Raw genomic sequence first — 15,582 nt, forward strand, 5'->3', positions numbered from 1 at the left:
GGTGTTAAAGGGAAAACAAACATGGACGTTCGCCAATAAACCGGTCATTTTGGAAACAGGGGTAACCGGTGGGCCTTTTGAGGCAAATGGAGAAATCGCCGGAGATTTCGATATCCTGTACAGTGATTTATGGATGGAGCAGGATTCGTATGAGAAGGCTCATCGTCATTTGATGGAGAAAGCGGTGGAGCTTGCATTGGAGAAAGGTAAGATAGACAAGGAAAAGGTACAATTTTTCTTGGCGGGTGATTTAATCAATCAGATTACACCCACAAGTTTTGCGGCTAGAACAAATGGTATTCCATATTTCGGTCTGTTTGGTGCCTGCTCTACTTCAATGGAGGGGCTTGCACTATCGGCCTTCATAACCAATTATGGAGGAGCGAACTATGTGTTAACGGGGGCTTCAAGCCATAATGCAGCTGTTGAAAAGCAATTCCGTTATCCGACTGAGTATGGCGGGCAAAAACCACCCACAGCTCAGTGGACGATAACAGGGGCAGGGGTAGCGCTGGTTGCTCCAAACGGTAGCAAGCAGGGAGTATTTCCCCATATTGTTTCAGCCACTATCGGTAAGGTCATTGACATGGGATTGAAAGATCCTTTCAATATGGGAGGAGCAATGGCCCCAGCGGCTGTCGATACGATTTTAGCACATTTCAACGATACGGGTCTGACCCCAGATGATTATGATTTGATCATTACAGGTGATTTAGGACAAATAGGCAGAGAAACGGCAATGGATCTATTAAAGCAGAAAGGCTGCAAGATCAATCAGGAAAAATTCAAAGATTGCGGTTTGATGATATTTAAAAAGGACCAGCCTGTTATGGCAGGCGGTAGTGGCGCGGGATGTTCAGCAGTGGTTTTATATGGCCATATACTTAATGAAATGATTCAAGGTAAATATAAAAAAATCCTGCTTGTTGCAACAGGAGCATTATTATCACCGCTATCTGTTCAACAAAAAAATTCAATTCCATGTATTGCCCATGCGGTGGCCATTGAGTATGGGATGAATTCGTGAAAAAGGAGAGATTTGGATGTTAGCAATGTTTTTTTGGGCCTTTGTCATCGGGGGCTTGATTTGTGTAGTCGGCCAGCTTCTTTTCGATGTGGCTAAGCTGACACCAGCACATACCTTAAGCCTGTTCGTTGTAATTGGAGCTGTACTTGGAGGGTTTGAATTATATGAACCGCTTGTTGATTTTGCCGGGGCAGGAGCTACCATACCAATCGTATCGTTTGGGAATTCGCTTGTAGGCGGTGCCATGCTAGAAGCGGATAAACATGGACTCGTTGGCGTACTTACCGGTATGTTTGAAATCACGAGTTCCGGTATCTCGGCAGCCATCATCTTTGGATTTATCGGTGCCTTAGTCTTTAGACCTAAAGGATAAAGTTTCAGTAGAATAGGCAGCCTGGACTAGGACATGGCCTATACATATTTGTCCTGACCTACATATGTTATCAGTAAGCTAAGCGAGAGCGAGGTGAATGAGTATGTTTGGTTTCGGTGGCTACGGCGGCGGCTACGGCGGATGTTGTGGCGGTGGCGGTTATGGATATGGCGGCGGTTTCAGCGGTGGATCTACGTTCGTTGTAATTGTTGTTTTGTTTATCCTATTGATCATTGTAGGGGCTTCCTTCTGCTAAAAGAAATGGAATAGGCAGAAGAAGCCTATTCCATTTCTTTTTATTTATATTTACATAATCCTTGCACCATTTTTCTGATACTTCCATAGGATAGGTACAGAAAAGGAGGGGCTTAGGCATGGATAATAACTTTTTTAAAAACATAGAAGGTAAAACGGGCGTAAATATGAAAGATGTATTAGAGTTGGCAAACTCTCTACAGGGTGCCAATTTTAAAGATGAATCTACTGTAAGGAGCGTTATTAAACGTGTTTCGAAAATAGCTAATAAACCTGTTACTAAGGAAATGGAGGATAAAATTGTTCACTCCATCGTAGCTGAAGGGAATAAACTGGATTTCGGGACGATTTCTAATATGATAAATAAAAAATAATCAAAAACAGGGGCCTGCGGTAGATGCAGCCCCCTGTTTTAATATCTAGTTACAGGTTAACCTTGGGTCAAAACTTTAAGAATCGTGAAGGGTGGGCGGTTCGTCCGCGTCTAGTTTGCAGGACGGAAAGGTAAAGATCCTTCTTCGCCCGGGTTGCTGCTACGTAGAGCAAGCGTCTTTCCTCTTCAAGAGGTGCAAGTTCCCCTTTCCGGTATGATTCAAGCGCAAAGTCATGCGGAATGCTGCCATCGACAGCAGCAAGAACGTAAACAGATTGATATTCAAGCCCTTTGGAACGGTGTATGGTCGTTAGTTGTATGGCATCTTTAAAATGTTTTGACAGCTGTTTAACCTCCTGGACCATGGCTGTCATATGGTCGACATGGTCTAGGAAGGAGGCGACGGTTGGAAAACGGTTTGCAGCCACTTTTAGGTCGCGGATATCATCAGAACCTTTTTCGAGATTGGCTTCATTTCCGCGTTTTTTTACATATTCTTGATACCCTAAATCTTTCTCGATGATTTCTAAAGCTACGAGCGGTGACATACTTTTTATAGCACGGATTTGTGTCGGAATCGTCTTTAATTTCCGTTCCTGAAAAGCATGTCCCGTTTTAACAAAAGCAAATGCATCAATAAAATCACAATCCTGAAGTATCGTCTGTGCCTTTAATTCCTGTAGTATACTTTGCTTTAAAAATAATGAAGAAAGGACATCCGATGCTGCCTTGCTATCCTGAGGAAATAGACTCAAACGCATGAAGGCAAGCATACCTCGAATCACTCGGCGCTGATAAAACGAATCCGCATCTTTTTCAATTACAAAGGGCAGATTTGAAGCTGCTAGTCTTTCAAAAATGGCCCGCGACATTGTATGTGTTCTGTACAAAACTGCAAAGTCACCAGGGTTTGCTCCTTTGGCGATTTTTTCCTGGATATCGGATACAATCATCGTGGCCTCTAATTCCTCATCATGAGGATAAAATAACACAGGAGGATTGCCATGATTATGCTGTGCACGCATCTTTTTTTCCATTCTGTGCTGATTGCGCTTAATCATCCGGTTGGCTGTAGCGACAATTTCATGTGAAGACCGGTAATTTTCGGTTAGTTTTACAACTTGAGAACCGGGGAAATCGTAATTGAAATTTAGAATATATTTCGGATCACTCCCACGGAATGAATAGATGGCTTGATCGTCATCTCCGACGGCGCAAACATTTTTTGATTCAGCCGAAAGAAGTTTTATCAGTTCATATTGAACTTTATTTATATCCTGAAACTCATCAACTAAAAAATAGTGAAACCTTTGCTGATACTTTTTTAAAAATTCTGGGTGATTTTTAAAAAATGTATAACAGCCGACAAGCATATCATCAAAATCGTATTTTCCTGTTTGCTCTTTATATTCTTCATAATTCTTATATAAAAATAGACAGGATTTTTCCCATTCGTCATTCGGTTTGATATCGTCTGGAAAAACCAATGAGTTTTTCCAAAGACCAATTTGCTGAAGAGCTTGATCATATGCAAATTCCTTATCATCGAGTTCCAATTCTCGACCAGCCTGTTTCAATATTTTTTCTTTCTCCCAATCCCACTTTAATAGTAAATCCCGTTGCCATTTGGTTGGCTCATGGAAAATCAGTATTTTATAAAAGATACTATGGAAGGTACCACTAACGATTTGAGAAACAAGGGAAGGAGTCATATAAGGGTAGCTTAGCAGGCGCTGTTGCATTTCCTTGGCGGATTTCGCCGTAAAGGTTACAAGCATGATACTTTTTGGATTGATCTTTTTTACCGTTAGCATATAAGCAGTCCGAACAGTTAATACCCGAGTTTTTCCGCTGCCGGCTCCTGATAGGACAAGAAGTGGTCCATCAATCGTCATTACTGCTTTTAATTGCTCCGAATCGAGTACTACTCCTCGTGCGGATAATTCTTGAAAGTAAGGGACTTCTAGTTGTTCTAGGATAGAAGGTTTATCTGTAAAAGGCGGGTTACCTGTAATCGTTCGGCTTTTTAGGTAAGGTTCAGTAATTGTTTTCGTTTCAGTAATGGTCCGTGATTTAGGAATCTTAAACCCATTCTGTTCCATATATTCTAATGGTTTATCCTCATTTATTGGTTCCAAATTTGGCACTTCACAGTCTGACCGTGAAGGGTCACTATGATAAAAATAGGGTGTCTCATGGATCCCGATAAATAATTTTAATGGTTTATGACAAATGATACAAGAAAGCTGGTCACGTTTTCCTTTTTCAAAAAGTGTCTGCAGCTCACCAGCTGAAACAGTATGTAAATGTACGATTTCATTGCCAGATTTTGCTTGATTCATATAAATGGATACCTCTAATCTATTAAAAATATCGGCAATATTCATCATACCAGAAGATTAGTAAAATAAGAATGTGAAAATGATGTTTCAATATCATCCCAGATGGGTAAGTAAATTAAATAACATTATTTCTATTTATAATGGAAAGGGATAACGATGGGATACATAGCACCTGTAACACAATTTGATTATATTCAATACGCCAACCGGATAGTCAAGGCTGCAGAGAATGTAAGAAATGTGAAAGAAACAGCACCCATTCAACCTATCCGTTATAATCAAGTTATGGAAGACGCAACGGATCATTTTGAAAAAAATACCAAATTTATTACCAAAACCAGGAAATAACAAATGAAACAGGAACTTATAAGATTCAAATCGGGATGAGGAAGAAAGAAGTACTAACGGCTGAAATAACAGGAATAGGGGGGATTTTAACGAAGTAGTGTAAATCTTTAATAAAAACAAAAGAGGACACGTAAGTGTCCTTTTTGTTCTTTCTTAAAGAATGTCTATTTCTACAATTAAAGCTAACAACAATTGCAGTAAAAGTTGGATGTTAATAGCGATATCTGCATCAGTTGTTGTAATATCGATATCACGGCTGTTTTCAACAATCGTTTTTTGGCGTGTAATTTGTCTTACATTAGAAGATTGAATTAACTCTTGGGTAATTCGATCAGCATTTTCAGAATCTGCAATGGAAATACTTACGATGACCGCAATTGCTGCTTGTAGAGCCGCTTGTAATGAAAGTGCCGCTTTAACATCTGTAGAAGTAACATTTACATTACAAGAATCTTTAATGTAAATTAGTTCTTCAGAAAGTTGAAGTTGAGAATTCTCCTGTCTTGCCTCTTGTTCAATCTGGTTTTCTTCGTTGCAGAATCCTGTTAAGGGATGGCGTGAAGCGGAATCTAGAGCCGACCATGATCTGTCAGAGTCTTCATGAGTGTTACAGTTGCTACGAAATACATTTTGGTTCATGTCGTTTTTTCCTCCTTAGGTTTTATTCCCTATTAAAATATGCTTGGATGGTTAATCTGGTTGGACGAATAAATCAATTCATTCGTCTATTTTTTAATACTTAAGAAAATTATTAGTGAGACGGGGATGAAATTATAACGAAGCTGGAACTTTAGGAATGAAATGTAAGTGTTGCTAGGTCTAGTTTTACTTAATTCTCCAGCAAGTAAGGTTTCTTTAGATAAATAATGGTGAAGTTATTTATCTTTCGAATCCCTATATTTGGTTTGATAAGAATTTGTTACTGGGTTAACATCATTTTCCGTGATTTTCTTTTCTTGGTTTATGAGAATTTGTGATTGTTCCTGTAAATAGCGGATGGTTTCTTTTAAGTTGTTTCTCTCTTTTTCAGACAAATCAACTTTCTCTTTTTTGAAACCATTTTTTCTCAAAGTCCGTGAAACCAGCAGTTCCATTAGTCTTTTTTGAGACTCCTCCAGGTTAAATTCATTGTTACTCATAAAATTTTCCCTCCTTCTTGCTTTCTATATATAGACTATGTATATTTGCGAAGATTGCCATTGAACGGAAACGGTTTTTTTAAAAGATTTAAAAATTAACTCGTGAAAACAAAAAAAAACGCTGCCCATCCAGAAAAATGGATGGACAGCGTTTTGTATTATTAAATGTTTTTCTTCATCGTTTTATGGGGTATGCCAGCGTCCATAAATTCATCGGAAACAATCTGATAACCTAGTTTCGAATAAAAAGGAATCGCGTGTAGCTGAGCATCAAGCTTTAATTGAGGAATTTTATTTTGTTCGGCAAATTCCCCAATAGCACTCATAATCATAGCACCAGCTCCATTTTTTCGTTCTGTTGAAAGTACACATATGCGCTGGACCTTACCAACGCCGTCAATGACCCTGAATCGCCCGGCCCCAACCGGCTGTTCTTGTTCATTATATAAAACGAAGTGAGTGGAGTCTTCTTCGTATTGATCAATCTCTTCTTCAATTGGGACATTTTGTTCATCGACGAATACTTTTTTTCTAATCATATAAGCATACTCACGCTCTTGGGTGTTCTCGGCAATTTTTACAAACACGAAATTATTCAGCTCCTAATCTAAATGTTTCATATACAGTCCATGCCCCATCTTCAAGCTGGTACAATAAGTGGATTCGCTTTACTTCTTCTTCCTGGCTAACATCTAGCATACTAAGTTGGCCTAAAACATCAGAGTGCTCATTATCGGATAAATCCTGAGCAATCGTAATATGCGGAACAAAGGCATGTTCACTTTCACTTTTACAAAATTTCTCATCGTGAAGTGCTACATGCAGCTCTTGAAGTTCCTCGGATAATTCGACTTTAAAATAAATTGTATTGCTCACGGGTTGGAAAGACTTCGCTTTCGTTACATTTAACTTAAAAGGCTGGAATTTTTTTGCAATGTCTTTTAATCGATCTGCAACTGTAGAAATTTCCATATCCGTAGCTTCAAACGTTTGTTTAAGTGTAATATGTGGTGGAATGAAAGCGTACTTCGTATCATAACGTTTTCGATAGGAGTTAGCTAAATCTTGAAGTTTTTTTGAAGGGAAAATTGCAACACCATATTTCATAATTGAAACCTCCTGAAATTTTTAATAGTTGTAATATTGTATTTGGATATGTTTTATAGAAACCTTTCTTAAAAGAAGGGTTTCTAGTTTTGTTAGAACATTTCCAATAGTGCTCTTTTTAAATCTGCCTGCCAATACTTCCAGGTATGATTACCTTCAAATTCTTCATAGAAGCAAGGAAATCCTTTTTGGTTTAATAATTTATGCAATTCCCGGTTAGGTTCTATAAAGTTAGCCCGATTTCCATCTGTCGTGGGAACATCGGTTTCCTCGGTCCCAATTACATGATAAAGTTCTAGGAGATGCGGATTCTCAAAATTACGGACGGCATCCAATACTGCTTCATTTGCAAGAGGAGATTGCATGATGCACTTCCCAAATGTATGAGGATATTGAAGAGCAGCCAATAAAGAAACAGTGCCACCAAGAGAGTCACCGATTAAAGCACGACCATGCCCCATTTGATAGGTTGGAAATTCATCATCTAAAAACGGAACAAGTTCATGGGCGAGAAAACGTATGTATTCAACGTGCTGTTCCCCATCTGGATGATATTTACGTCTGCGGTCAAATCGATCTTTATAAGGAATACCGACGACGATGATATTCTCAATTTCATCGTTCCCTAATAGTTCATCGGCTACGCGACCAATCCGTCCCATCTGAAAGTAATCACGGCCATCCTGAGCAATGACAAGCGAATATTTATATAGTGGAGAAAAATTAGCAGGCAAGTAAACAAGTAGCTCCAATTCTTCTGCTAAAGCTTCACTTTTAAACATGTACTCTTTTATCGTGCCTTTACGTAAACTCATTCTTCCGCACCTCTATAATTAATAATGAAAAACCACTTACTTGGCTATTTTATCACAGCTTCGCATCTTTTTCTCGTGACAAGAATTTCAAATAGAAAAATTTCATTTTATTTTCTGAAAATTTGAAATATAAGATGCTATAATGAAAGGATATAGAAAAATATTACAAAAAAAGAGGTGGCAGAGAAATGACAGATGTACACGTACACAGCAGGGAAGTAACAAGAGCGGCCAAGCAAACATTAATAGAACGTGGTGTCAGTGTGGAAGCCATTGCAGAAATTGTATATGAATTGCAGTTCCCTTACAAAGCTGATTTGAAATTGGAGGAATGCATTCGCAGCGTAGAGCGCGTTCTTTTAAAAAGGGAAATTCAACATGCTATTTTAGTCGGTGTGGAGCTTGATAAACTTGCTGAGCAAAAGAAGTTATCAGAACCGCTGCAATCAATTGTTGAATCGGATGAAGGCTTGTTCGGAGTGGATGAAACCATTGCCTTTGGTGCAGTTCTAGGCTACGGAAGCATTGCTGTAACAACCTTTGGACATTTAGATAAAAATAAAATAGGTGTCATTCACGAACTGGATAAGAAGCAAGAAGGAGTCGTTCATACATTCCTGGATGATATCGTTGCAAGTATTGCTGCGAGTGCCGCTTCAAGATTAGCACATCGTCTAAGAGATGAAGAAGAATCATTAACTGAGAAAGAAAAGAACATTCAGGAAGAGGAAGAATTAATCGGTTAAATTTTTACGAAATAATACCATATTTTTCATCCGGATCTATCATACCTAGGTTTAATAAGGCGGGCAGAAAGAATATTGTCCATTTTAAATGTTCGTTTTGTCTGCCTTAGAAAACAATAGGCACGAATATGTCCTGGATTTATTTCAAGCACCTGAATTTTCCGCTGGGTAATCTTCCCTTGTTCGGAAAGATAAATAATCTCTAAGGGAATATTTCCCTCCATATGTTTACGAAGAATATATTTCATTTTTTATCACTCCTTAGCTTACTTTTATTATATGCGAACGTATGTTTTTTATGCAAATAAAAAAGAACGCTAGTTCGTATTTTTGGTAGAGAAATTCCTTTAAAGATAAACATAAAATTTTTTTGAAATAATTCGTTGACTTTTTATTAAAAAAACTTATAATAAATTATGTACTTAAGTAGTAGAACAAGCTAAATAATACATACGACTTGTTAGCTCAGTGGGAGAGCACTTCCTTGACAGGGAAGGGGTCGTGGGTTCGAATCCCTCACAGGTCATCCGAACGGCGGAAGCATTGTTAAGCAATGTTTTTGCCGTTTTTTATTTTATCATTTTACTATACAAAGAAGATCGTTACGTATAAACCTTACCCTCGAATATCTTGTTCGGGGGTTTTCTATGTCAATAGAATAGAATGGAACAGTGTCGATAATAGATATTTGAAAATGTAAATTTCTGTAGGAGGAAATGCTAGTTTCGGAGAAAAAATCATGAAAGACTAAAAATTCAATTGCAAGGAAAATATTAAAAAGGTAATTAAATGGTAAAATAACTGTGGGAATAGAGTAGCAAAAATAGATACTTTCATTGTTATATTAAAAGGTTAGCTGGTAGCAGGAAAGGGCAATATATGTGGAAGGATAGTAAAGTGAAGGGGAACCATGTATTTTAATAAAGAAGGAGAGATTACATGCGATTAGTAGGAAAGAAAATTATCAGTCTTGTGCACCATGATTTCGAAGATTTAGAGCTCTGGTATCCAATCTTGCGTTTAAAAGAAGAGGGAGCGATTGTTCACCTCGCTGGAGAAAAGGCAAATGAAACATATATTGGAAAATATGGTGTGCCTGCTGTATCAGATTTTGCATATAGTAGTATTAAAGCGGATGAATATGATGCCATCCTTGTCCCAGGAGGTTGGGCCCCTGATAAAATTCGTCGTTTTCCTGAAGTGATTACACTTATCCAGAACATGGAAGAAAGTAAAAAGCCAATCGGACAAATCTGTCATGCAGGATGGGTCTTAATCTCTGCTAAAATTTTGCAGGGGAAGAATGTTACGAGTACACCTGGTATTAGAGATGATATGGAGAATGCCGGGGCAACATGGATAGATAAGGCTGTTGTAGTAGACGGACATCTTGTATCCAGCAGACGTCCTCCAGATCTTCCAGATTATTTAAGAGAATTGATAAAAGTAATTGAAAAACGTTAAAACATAATATGACAAAAAAAAGTGGTTTTTCCTCATGGAGAAATCACTTTTTTATCAATGAATTTCTGATTAATTTTTAGAAAATATAATAAAGAACGAACCCGAAATGTTAGTAATTATGGTCTCAAAATTGTAACCGACTATACAGTAAAATTCAGGATACAGTAAACAAGGGCCTTGGGCACTGGTTGGGAAGTGTTATTGAGATGTTTGAAGGTAAGGTAAAAATCAGAAGAGGATAAAAAGTATTCGTACCAACTAGCAATTCTTTATTAAAAGAAATAAGTCAAAAAAAAGAAATAAGTCAAAACTCTAAGAAGCGGGTGTCGTTATCGACACCGGCTTCTTTTCAATATGGGGAAAGACTATGGATATGTTTACTTAGTATTGATCGAGACTATTTTTCGAATAATAGTAACAAAAAACTATTTGCGCGGGGGTAAGGTTTGAAAAATATTCGAGAAATTTTCATTGACGATTTAAAAAGTATTTATAGGAATTTGTTTGTCTGTATCGTTGTTGTTTTTCTAATGTTTATCCCGTCTATTTATGCTTGGTTTAACATTGTTGCTTCTTGGGACCCTTATGCAAATACGGAAGGAATCCTTGTCGGTGTTTCCAATAATGATAAAGGTACAGAGTTAAATGGTAAAGCCGTGAACTTAGGCAATGAAGTTATAGAGGGGCTAAAGGGGAATTCAGATTTAGGCTGGAGATTCACAACAGAAAAAGATGCCATTGCAAAGGTGAAAAAGGGAGATTATTACGCATCTATCATCATTCCAGCTGATTTTTCAGAACATATTGCGACCATCATGACAGATGACCCCATTAAAGCGGAGATTGATTACTATGTTAATGAAAAAATCAATTCCATTGCTCCTAAAATGACTGCTGCAGGGGCTAATAGTATTGTGGACAATGTGAGCAAAAGCTTTATTAAAACAGCTAGCGGGAGTATCCTTTCAATCTTTAATGAACTGGGAATCACGTTGCAAAATGAGTTACCGACCATTCAAAAAATGAAGAATATGGTGTATTTATTAGAGGAGAAACTGCCTGAGCTTGAGCAAAATATCAAAACGGTCCAAACACATGTAAAAAGGGCTGAAGACATCATTAAGATGGTTAATGATGGTCTGGATTCAATTGAAGGAATAACGTCACAAAAAGACAAATTAGTGTCAGACGTTTCTAGTTATGTAGATTCAACAAGGCAGGCATTCGAGGGGATCAATCCACTATTAGAAAATGATCTTGCAAATGTAAGAAGCGATAATGAATCTATTTTAGTGCTAGCAAACCGGTTAACGAATCAGGAGTTGCCTAGCGATGAAGTGGATCAGATAGTTGAACAAGGGATAACGAGGATAAAAAAAGAGTTGTACCTGTTGGACAGTATGTATAATTTATTGGTGAGAGTCAATCAATTTAGTGAGAATAACTGGCTTCAACCAGAAATAAAGCTAATGGATAATCTGCGGGATAATGCTTCGAATCAACTTCAAGCGCTGAATAACCGTTCCTTTGGCTCACTTATAGATCTTGGTGAGAACAATGATAAAGTCTTGGCAAGCTTCCAGGATAACTATTCAAAGGAAACAGGACCAAAATTCAATGAAATTTGGAATGAAACGGATTCCATATTGAAAAAAGTTCAGCTCACAATGGAAGAGGGTAGCCAGGTTCTTCCCGAAGTAAGGACACTGTTAAATGAGACCAATCGAACGTTGGAAACTCGCACAGGAGAAATCGATAAGTTACAGAATAAGTTTCCAGAAATCGAAACGAAAATAAAGGCTCTAGCGGCTAAAATGAGAGAAATCGATAAGTCTTATAACATGGAAGAAGTGATTGCTTTCTTAAAAAATGACATCGAGCAAGAAAGCGACTTCTTTTCAGAACCAGTGCTACTCAATAAACACAGTTTATTTCCGATTCCAAACTATGGATCAGCCATGTCCCCATTCTTCACCGCACTTTCACTTTGGGTGGGTGGCACAATATTAATTTCCATGCTAAGCGTGGATGTTTCTCATAAAGTTTACAGCCCGTATCAAATATATATTGGGCGGTACCTAATATTCTTCATCATTGGGTTAATGCAGGCACTCAGTGTTTCTATAGGCAATATTATCCTAATTGATGTATATGTAGCTGATAAATTTGAGTACATCGTGTTTTCTGTCTTGATTAGTACAGTATTTACACTCATTGTCTACACCTTTGTTTCAGTTCTTGGAAATGTGGGAAAGGGAATAAGTGTTGTCTTAATGGTCCTCCAAATATCAAGTTCAGGCGGGACCTTCCCTATTCAAGTGACACCACCATTTTTTCAACATATCAATCCCTTCTTGCCATTCACCTATGCAGTTGGTTTACTTCGTGAATCGGTTGGGGGAATAACCTGGAGTGTCGCTGGCAAGGATATTTTTGTCTTATTTCTCTTTTTAATAATCACTCTCATCTTAGGTATCGTTCTGAAGAAACCATTGCATGCTAGAACGCAAAAAATGAAGGATAAATTATATGGAAGCAGAATTTTTTAAAATAGAAACGAGAATATATGTATGTCTCCAGTTCGTCAAATAGGTAGGGTAGTCTTTGAAGTCTGTCAAGTATGTTTGCGCTAGAAATTGGTCCAACTACTTTTCTTAAATGTGAAAGGTTTGCGCGTTTACAAAAATAATCATTGCAGAATAGTCTGGATCTTTGTTTTATTAAGGGTCTCAGGCTATTTGTCTATTTATGGGTTGGAACTAGAATAATGTTTCTTACGAAATTAAGTAGTATTGTTTTATTTATACAATAAAAAGAGTTGATTGAAAAATACCGATAAATTAGAATTTTTGCATTTTTATAGTTGACAAAAACCATTGGATTAATCATTATTAAGAAATAATGTTTAGTAAATCAATGCGATTTAAAAGTGGGGTGACTTTATGTATTTAACAATAGATGGAATTGAAAAAAGTTTTTTGAATGAAAAGAAAGAAAGCATAAAGGTGCTCGATGAGATTAACATAGAGGTGGAGAAAGGAAGCTTCGTTTCGATTGTTGGGCCATCAGGCTGCGGTAAATCGACACTCCTGTATCTAATTGCTGGTCTGGATAAGGCTGATAAAGGGGAGATCCGTGTAGCTGGAAAAAAGGTGATGAAGCCAGGACCGGAACGAGTCGTAGTGTTTCAAGAGGCAGGGTTATTTCCTTGGTTAACGGTACTTGAAAATGTTACATACGGATTGAAGTTAAAGAAAATGCCCAAAGAAGAGGCGAAATCGAAGGCATTAGACATTTTAAAAATGGTTCACCTCAGCCGCTATGTGGATTCCTATCCACATCAGCTCTCAGGGGGCATGAAACAGAGGGTAGCCATTGCAAGAGCGCTGGTTATGGAACCGGATATTCTGTTGATGGATGAGCCATTTTCTGCGCTTGATGAGCAAACGAGGATGGTCTTGCATAAAGAGCTGCTCGAAATCTGGAGAAAAACAAAAGTGACAATCTTTTTTGTTACCCATAATATTCGTGAGGCTGTTCAGCTTTCTGAAAAAATTATCGTCTTTGCAACCCGTCCCGGGAAAATTAAAGAGACGATTTCCGTCCCATCCATGAAAGATGGAGTTATGCCAGATAGTGTAACTTTGAACACTGAACAAAGGGTTCTATCGATCTTGCAGGAGGAAATTGAAAAAGTGTTGAAGGAGGAAATGGGGAATGATTACAGCTTTAAGACGAATCATATTCATCGCGATGATAGCGGGGATATGGGAAGTCACATCTAGACTTTCCAGTCTTCCAGATTTCATGTTTCCGAGCCTGACTCAAGTGTTGGAAACTCTGTTTAATGGACTAGTTAGCGGACAAATAACCGATGCTATCGGAAAAAGCCTTGGCCGTATCCTGATCGGCTTCACGATTGCCATTATAATAGGTCTGATATTAGGATATTTCATTTGGCGCTTTAAACTGGTTGAAGATACGCTTGGATTCGTCGTGACGGCTTTACAGTCCATACCGAGTATCGTTTGGTTCCCTTTAGCAATAATTTGGTTTGGATTGAATGATTTTTCGATTCTCTTTATCGTCACTATCGGCGCAACTTGGACGATGACAGTTAATGCAACCAGTGGATTCCGGAATGTGCCCCAGCTGTATCAACGGGTTGCCAAAACATATGGATCGACCGGGTTTCATTTTCTACGTACCGTGATTTTACCAGCATCTGTTCCACAAATAATATCCGGGCTGCGAATTGCATGGGCATTTTCTTGGCGTGCATTGATGGCAGGTGAATTACTTGGCGGTGGCGGCGGTCTTGGACAATTGCTAGAAATGGGTAGATCGCTCGGACAAATGGATTTGGTCATCTCCGTAATGATCATTATCGCAATTATCGGAACAATCGTGGATAATGTTGTCTTCTCACGTCTAGAACGAAATGTTCAACTGAAATGGGGAGTAAATCAACGGTAGTTTAATAAGATTATATTTTAAAAGGAGAGGGAAATATGCTGAAAAAATCATTTTTTGCCCTTATTATGTCTGTATTGTTAATCGGAATAGTAAGCGGATGCACACAATCCACAAGTAAAGAAGAGGGAAAAGGCACTGGGAAACAAACTGTGAAAATTGGATATTTTCCTAACTTAACTCACAGTGCAACGATTATTGCACTTGAAAAAGGCTTTTTTGAAGAAGAGTTCGGTGAAGATGTTAAGATTGAAACCAAAACAGTGGCCAATGGTGGGCTATTTATGGAAGCAATGGCTACAAACGCTATTGATGTCGGAACAGTTGGGCCTGGTCCATTACTTAACTTTTACGTTAAAAACCCGGAATACCACCTGATTTCTGGAGCTGTTAATGGCGGGGCCGTTCTTGTGGCTAGTGAGGGCAGCAAGGTAACGGATTTAAAAGATTTAGACGGTAAAAAAGTAGCGATTCCTGTTATAGGGAGCACACAGGATGTCATGCTTAGAAAAGCGCTTCAAGACGTTGACTTAAAACCGACTACTAACGGAGGAACAGTTGAGTTATATGCGGCAGCACCCGCTGACACAACAGCACTTTTTGTCCAAAAATCAGTCGATGCTGCAGCTACCCAGGAACCATGGGGATACGTATTGGAAAACCAGGCAAAGGGAAAGTTAGTGCTTGACTGGGATCAGTTTGCATGGGGAAAAGATTCACCAAACACGGTAGTGGCTGCAAGTCAGAAGTTCTTGGATAAAAAGGGGCTCGCCGCATCTTATTTGAAAGCTCACAAAAAAGCAGTGGATTTTATCCAAAACAATCCTGAAGAAAGCCAAGAATTAGTTATTAAGCATTTAAAGAAACTAACTGGAAAAGAATTAAGCAAAGAAGAAGTTACCTCTGCGTTTTCACGCTTAGAAGTAACGACGGAAGTTAATGAACAAGTTATTCAGGAAATGGCTGATATAAGCAAAGAAGCGGGATATGTTCCTAGCAGTGATATTAAGGGTATGGTTGACTTATCTATTCTTAAAGAAGTATCCAAGTAATTAATGTAAAAAAACGCCTCAGCCGATTTTTGGCCTTGGGCGTTTTTTTTGTGCGCCTTAATAGATTT

18 protein-coding genes and 1 tRNA gene are annotated in these 15,582 nt (G+C 38.3%); 12 read left to right on the top strand and 7 right to left on the bottom strand.

Annotated features, from left to right (window positions below):
• Position 1: 1 nt before the first annotated feature.
• From spoVAD to RE409_RS07030, 4 genes are all read left to right on the top strand, one after another.
• Positions 2-1,027 (top strand): stage V sporulation protein AD, encoded by a 1,026-nt coding sequence (spoVAD, locus tag RE409_RS07015; RefSeq protein WP_057217808.1) that lies wholly within the window; start codon positions 2-4, stop codon positions 1,025-1,027.
• Between the two features lie 16 nt (positions 1,028-1,043).
• Positions 1,044-1,400, top strand: coding sequence for a stage V sporulation protein AE (gene spoVAE / locus RE409_RS07020; protein WP_053345021.1), 357 nt, complete (start codon positions 1,044-1,046; stop codon positions 1,398-1,400).
• 103 nt (positions 1,401-1,503) lie between these two features.
• Positions 1,504-1,656 carry a YjcZ family sporulation protein gene (locus tag RE409_RS07025; protein ID WP_201221655.1) on the top strand — a complete coding sequence of 51 codons (153 nt, stop codon included), beginning with the start codon at positions 1,504-1,506 and terminating at the stop codon, positions 1,654-1,656.
• Positions 1,657-1,774: 118 nt separating this feature from the next.
• Positions 1,775-2,029, top strand: coding sequence for a sporulation-specific transcription regulator SpoVIF (locus RE409_RS07030; protein ID WP_053345022.1), 255 nt, complete (start codon positions 1,775-1,777; stop codon positions 2,027-2,029).
• 67 nt (positions 2,030-2,096) lie between these two features.
• On the opposite strand, the gene RE409_RS07035 is transcribed toward RE409_RS07030, so the two are convergent.
• Entirely contained in the window at positions 2,097-4,370 is a 2,274-nt protein-coding gene (locus RE409_RS07035) for an ATP-dependent helicase (protein WP_201225000.1), read from the bottom strand.
• A 156-nt stretch (positions 4,371-4,526) separates the two neighbouring features.
• On the opposite strand from RE409_RS07035, the gene RE409_RS07040 reads away from it, so the two are divergent.
• Positions 4,527-4,718, top strand: a complete 192-nt coding sequence (locus tag RE409_RS07040; protein ID WP_201221653.1) for a hypothetical protein — start codon at positions 4,527-4,529, stop codon at positions 4,716-4,718.
• 153 nt (positions 4,719-4,871) lie between these two features.
• Here the strand turns inward: RE409_RS07040 and RE409_RS07045 are convergent, their stop codons facing one another.
• The 5 genes from RE409_RS07045 to RE409_RS07065 form a co-directional block, all read right to left on the bottom strand.
• Positions 4,872-5,357, bottom strand: a complete 486-nt coding sequence (locus tag RE409_RS07045; protein WP_201181794.1) for a spore coat protein — start codon at positions 5,355-5,357, stop codon at positions 4,872-4,874.
• Between the two features lie 236 nt (positions 5,358-5,593).
• Positions 5,594-5,857: a hypothetical protein gene (locus tag RE409_RS07050; RefSeq protein ID WP_056528256.1), complete on the bottom strand. Its 264-nt coding sequence runs from the start codon at positions 5,855-5,857 to the stop codon at positions 5,594-5,596.
• A gap of 161 nt (positions 5,858-6,018) precedes the next feature.
• On the bottom strand, positions 6,019-6,444 hold the full coding sequence (locus tag RE409_RS07055) for a GNAT family N-acetyltransferase (protein ID WP_201221651.1): 426 nt from the start codon (positions 6,442-6,444) through the stop codon (positions 6,019-6,021).
• A gap of 4 nt (positions 6,445-6,448) precedes the next feature.
• Entirely contained in the window at positions 6,449-6,964 is a 516-nt protein-coding gene (locus RE409_RS07060; protein ID WP_201221649.1) for a YjcG family protein, read from the bottom strand.
• A gap of 92 nt (positions 6,965-7,056) precedes the next feature.
• Positions 7,057-7,779 carry an alpha/beta hydrolase gene (locus RE409_RS07065; protein WP_053345028.1) on the bottom strand — a complete coding sequence of 241 codons (723 nt, stop codon included), beginning with the start codon at positions 7,777-7,779 and terminating at the stop codon, positions 7,057-7,059.
• A gap of 188 nt (positions 7,780-7,967) precedes the next feature.
• Here RE409_RS07065 and RE409_RS07070 point away from each other — a divergent pair, with 188 nt between their 5' ends.
• Entirely contained in the window at positions 7,968-8,525 is a 558-nt protein-coding gene (locus tag RE409_RS07070) for a phosphatidylglycerophosphatase A family protein (protein WP_201221647.1), read from the top strand.
• A 26-nt stretch (positions 8,526-8,551) separates the two neighbouring features.
• Here the strand turns inward: RE409_RS07070 and RE409_RS07075 are convergent, their stop codons facing one another.
• Positions 8,552-8,773, bottom strand: coding sequence for a hypothetical protein (locus tag RE409_RS07075; protein ID WP_201221645.1), 222 nt, complete (start codon positions 8,771-8,773; stop codon positions 8,552-8,554).
• A gap of 206 nt (positions 8,774-8,979) precedes the next feature.
• On the opposite strand from RE409_RS07075, the gene RE409_RS07080 reads away from it, so the two are divergent.
• From RE409_RS07080 to RE409_RS07105, 6 genes are all read left to right on the top strand, one after another.
• Positions 8,980-9,051: transfer RNA gene (locus tag RE409_RS07080), tRNA-Val, on the top strand.
• 413 nt (positions 9,052-9,464) lie between these two features.
• Positions 9,465-9,989 carry a type 1 glutamine amidotransferase domain-containing protein gene (locus RE409_RS07085; RefSeq protein ID WP_201221643.1) on the top strand — a complete coding sequence of 175 codons (525 nt, stop codon included), beginning with the start codon at positions 9,465-9,467 and terminating at the stop codon, positions 9,987-9,989.
• Positions 9,990-10,435: 446 nt separating this feature from the next.
• Positions 10,436-12,538 (top strand): YhgE/Pip domain-containing protein, encoded by a 2,103-nt coding sequence (locus RE409_RS07090; protein WP_201181785.1) that lies wholly within the window; start codon positions 10,436-10,438, stop codon positions 12,536-12,538.
• 393 nt (positions 12,539-12,931) lie between these two features.
• Positions 12,932-13,774: an ABC transporter ATP-binding protein gene (locus RE409_RS07095; RefSeq protein WP_053345033.1), complete on the top strand. Its 843-nt coding sequence runs from the start codon at positions 12,932-12,934 to the stop codon at positions 13,772-13,774.
• Positions 13,707-14,465 carry an ABC transporter permease gene (locus RE409_RS07100; RefSeq protein ID WP_053345034.1) on the top strand — a complete coding sequence of 253 codons (759 nt, stop codon included), beginning with the start codon at positions 13,707-13,709 and terminating at the stop codon, positions 14,463-14,465. Before RE409_RS07095 ends, RE409_RS07100 begins: the two co-directional genes overlap by 68 nt.
• A gap of 35 nt (positions 14,466-14,500) precedes the next feature.
• Positions 14,501-15,514 (top strand): aliphatic sulfonate ABC transporter substrate-binding protein, encoded by a 1,014-nt coding sequence (locus RE409_RS07105; RefSeq protein ID WP_201181781.1) that lies wholly within the window; start codon positions 14,501-14,503, stop codon positions 15,512-15,514.
• The last annotated feature ends 68 nt before the right edge of the window (positions 15,515-15,582 follow it).

This window comes from Peribacillus sp. R9-11, assembly GCF_031345095.1.
GTDB classification, from domain to species: Bacteria; Bacillota; Bacilli; order Bacillales; family DSM-1321; genus Peribacillus; species Peribacillus butanolivorans.

What these genes read in the sequence shown, in the direction of transcription:
- RE409_RS07085 (WP_201221643.1), top strand. Translation starts at nt 9,465, where the DNA reads ATGCGATTAGTAGGAAAGAAAATTATCAGTCTTGTGCACCATGATTTC.
- RE409_RS07025 (WP_201221655.1), top strand. Translation starts at nt 1,504, where the DNA reads ATGTTTGGTTTCGGTGGCTACGGCGGCGGCTACGGCGGATGTTGTGGC.
- RE409_RS07075 (WP_201221645.1), bottom strand. Translation starts at nt 8,773, where the DNA reads ATGAAATATATTCTTCGTAAACATATGGAGGGAAATATTCCCTTAGAG.
- spoVAE (WP_053345021.1), top strand. Translation starts at nt 1,044, where the DNA reads ATGTTAGCAATGTTTTTTTGGGCCTTTGTCATCGGGGGCTTGATTTGT.
- RE409_RS07070 (WP_201221647.1), top strand. Translation starts at nt 7,968, where the DNA reads ATGACAGATGTACACGTACACAGCAGGGAAGTAACAAGAGCGGCCAAG.
- RE409_RS07105 (WP_201181781.1), top strand. Translation starts at nt 14,501, where the DNA reads ATGCTGAAAAAATCATTTTTTGCCCTTATTATGTCTGTATTGTTAATC.
- RE409_RS07060 (WP_201221649.1), bottom strand. Translation starts at nt 6,964, where the DNA reads ATGAAATATGGTGTTGCAATTTTCCCTTCAAAAAAACTTCAAGATTTA.
- RE409_RS07100 (WP_053345034.1), top strand. Translation starts at nt 13,707, where the DNA reads ATGATTACAGCTTTAAGACGAATCATATTCATCGCGATGATAGCGGGG.
- RE409_RS07050 (WP_056528256.1), bottom strand. Translation starts at nt 5,857, where the DNA reads ATGAGTAACAATGAATTTAACCTGGAGGAGTCTCAAAAAAGACTAATG.
- RE409_RS07095 (WP_053345033.1), top strand. Translation starts at nt 12,932, where the DNA reads ATGTATTTAACAATAGATGGAATTGAAAAAAGTTTTTTGAATGAAAAG.
- RE409_RS07065 (WP_053345028.1), bottom strand. Translation starts at nt 7,779, where the DNA reads ATGAGTTTACGTAAAGGCACGATAAAAGAGTACATGTTTAAAAGTGAA.
- RE409_RS07045 (WP_201181794.1), bottom strand. Translation starts at nt 5,357, where the DNA reads ATGAACCAAAATGTATTTCGTAGCAACTGTAACACTCATGAAGACTCT.
- RE409_RS07035 (WP_201225000.1), bottom strand. Translation starts at nt 4,370, where the DNA reads ATGAATCAAGCAAAATCTGGCAATGAAATCGTACATTTACATACTGTT.
- RE409_RS07030 (WP_053345022.1), top strand. Translation starts at nt 1,775, where the DNA reads ATGGATAATAACTTTTTTAAAAACATAGAAGGTAAAACGGGCGTAAAT.
- RE409_RS07040 (WP_201221653.1), top strand. Translation starts at nt 4,527, where the DNA reads ATGGGATACATAGCACCTGTAACACAATTTGATTATATTCAATACGCC.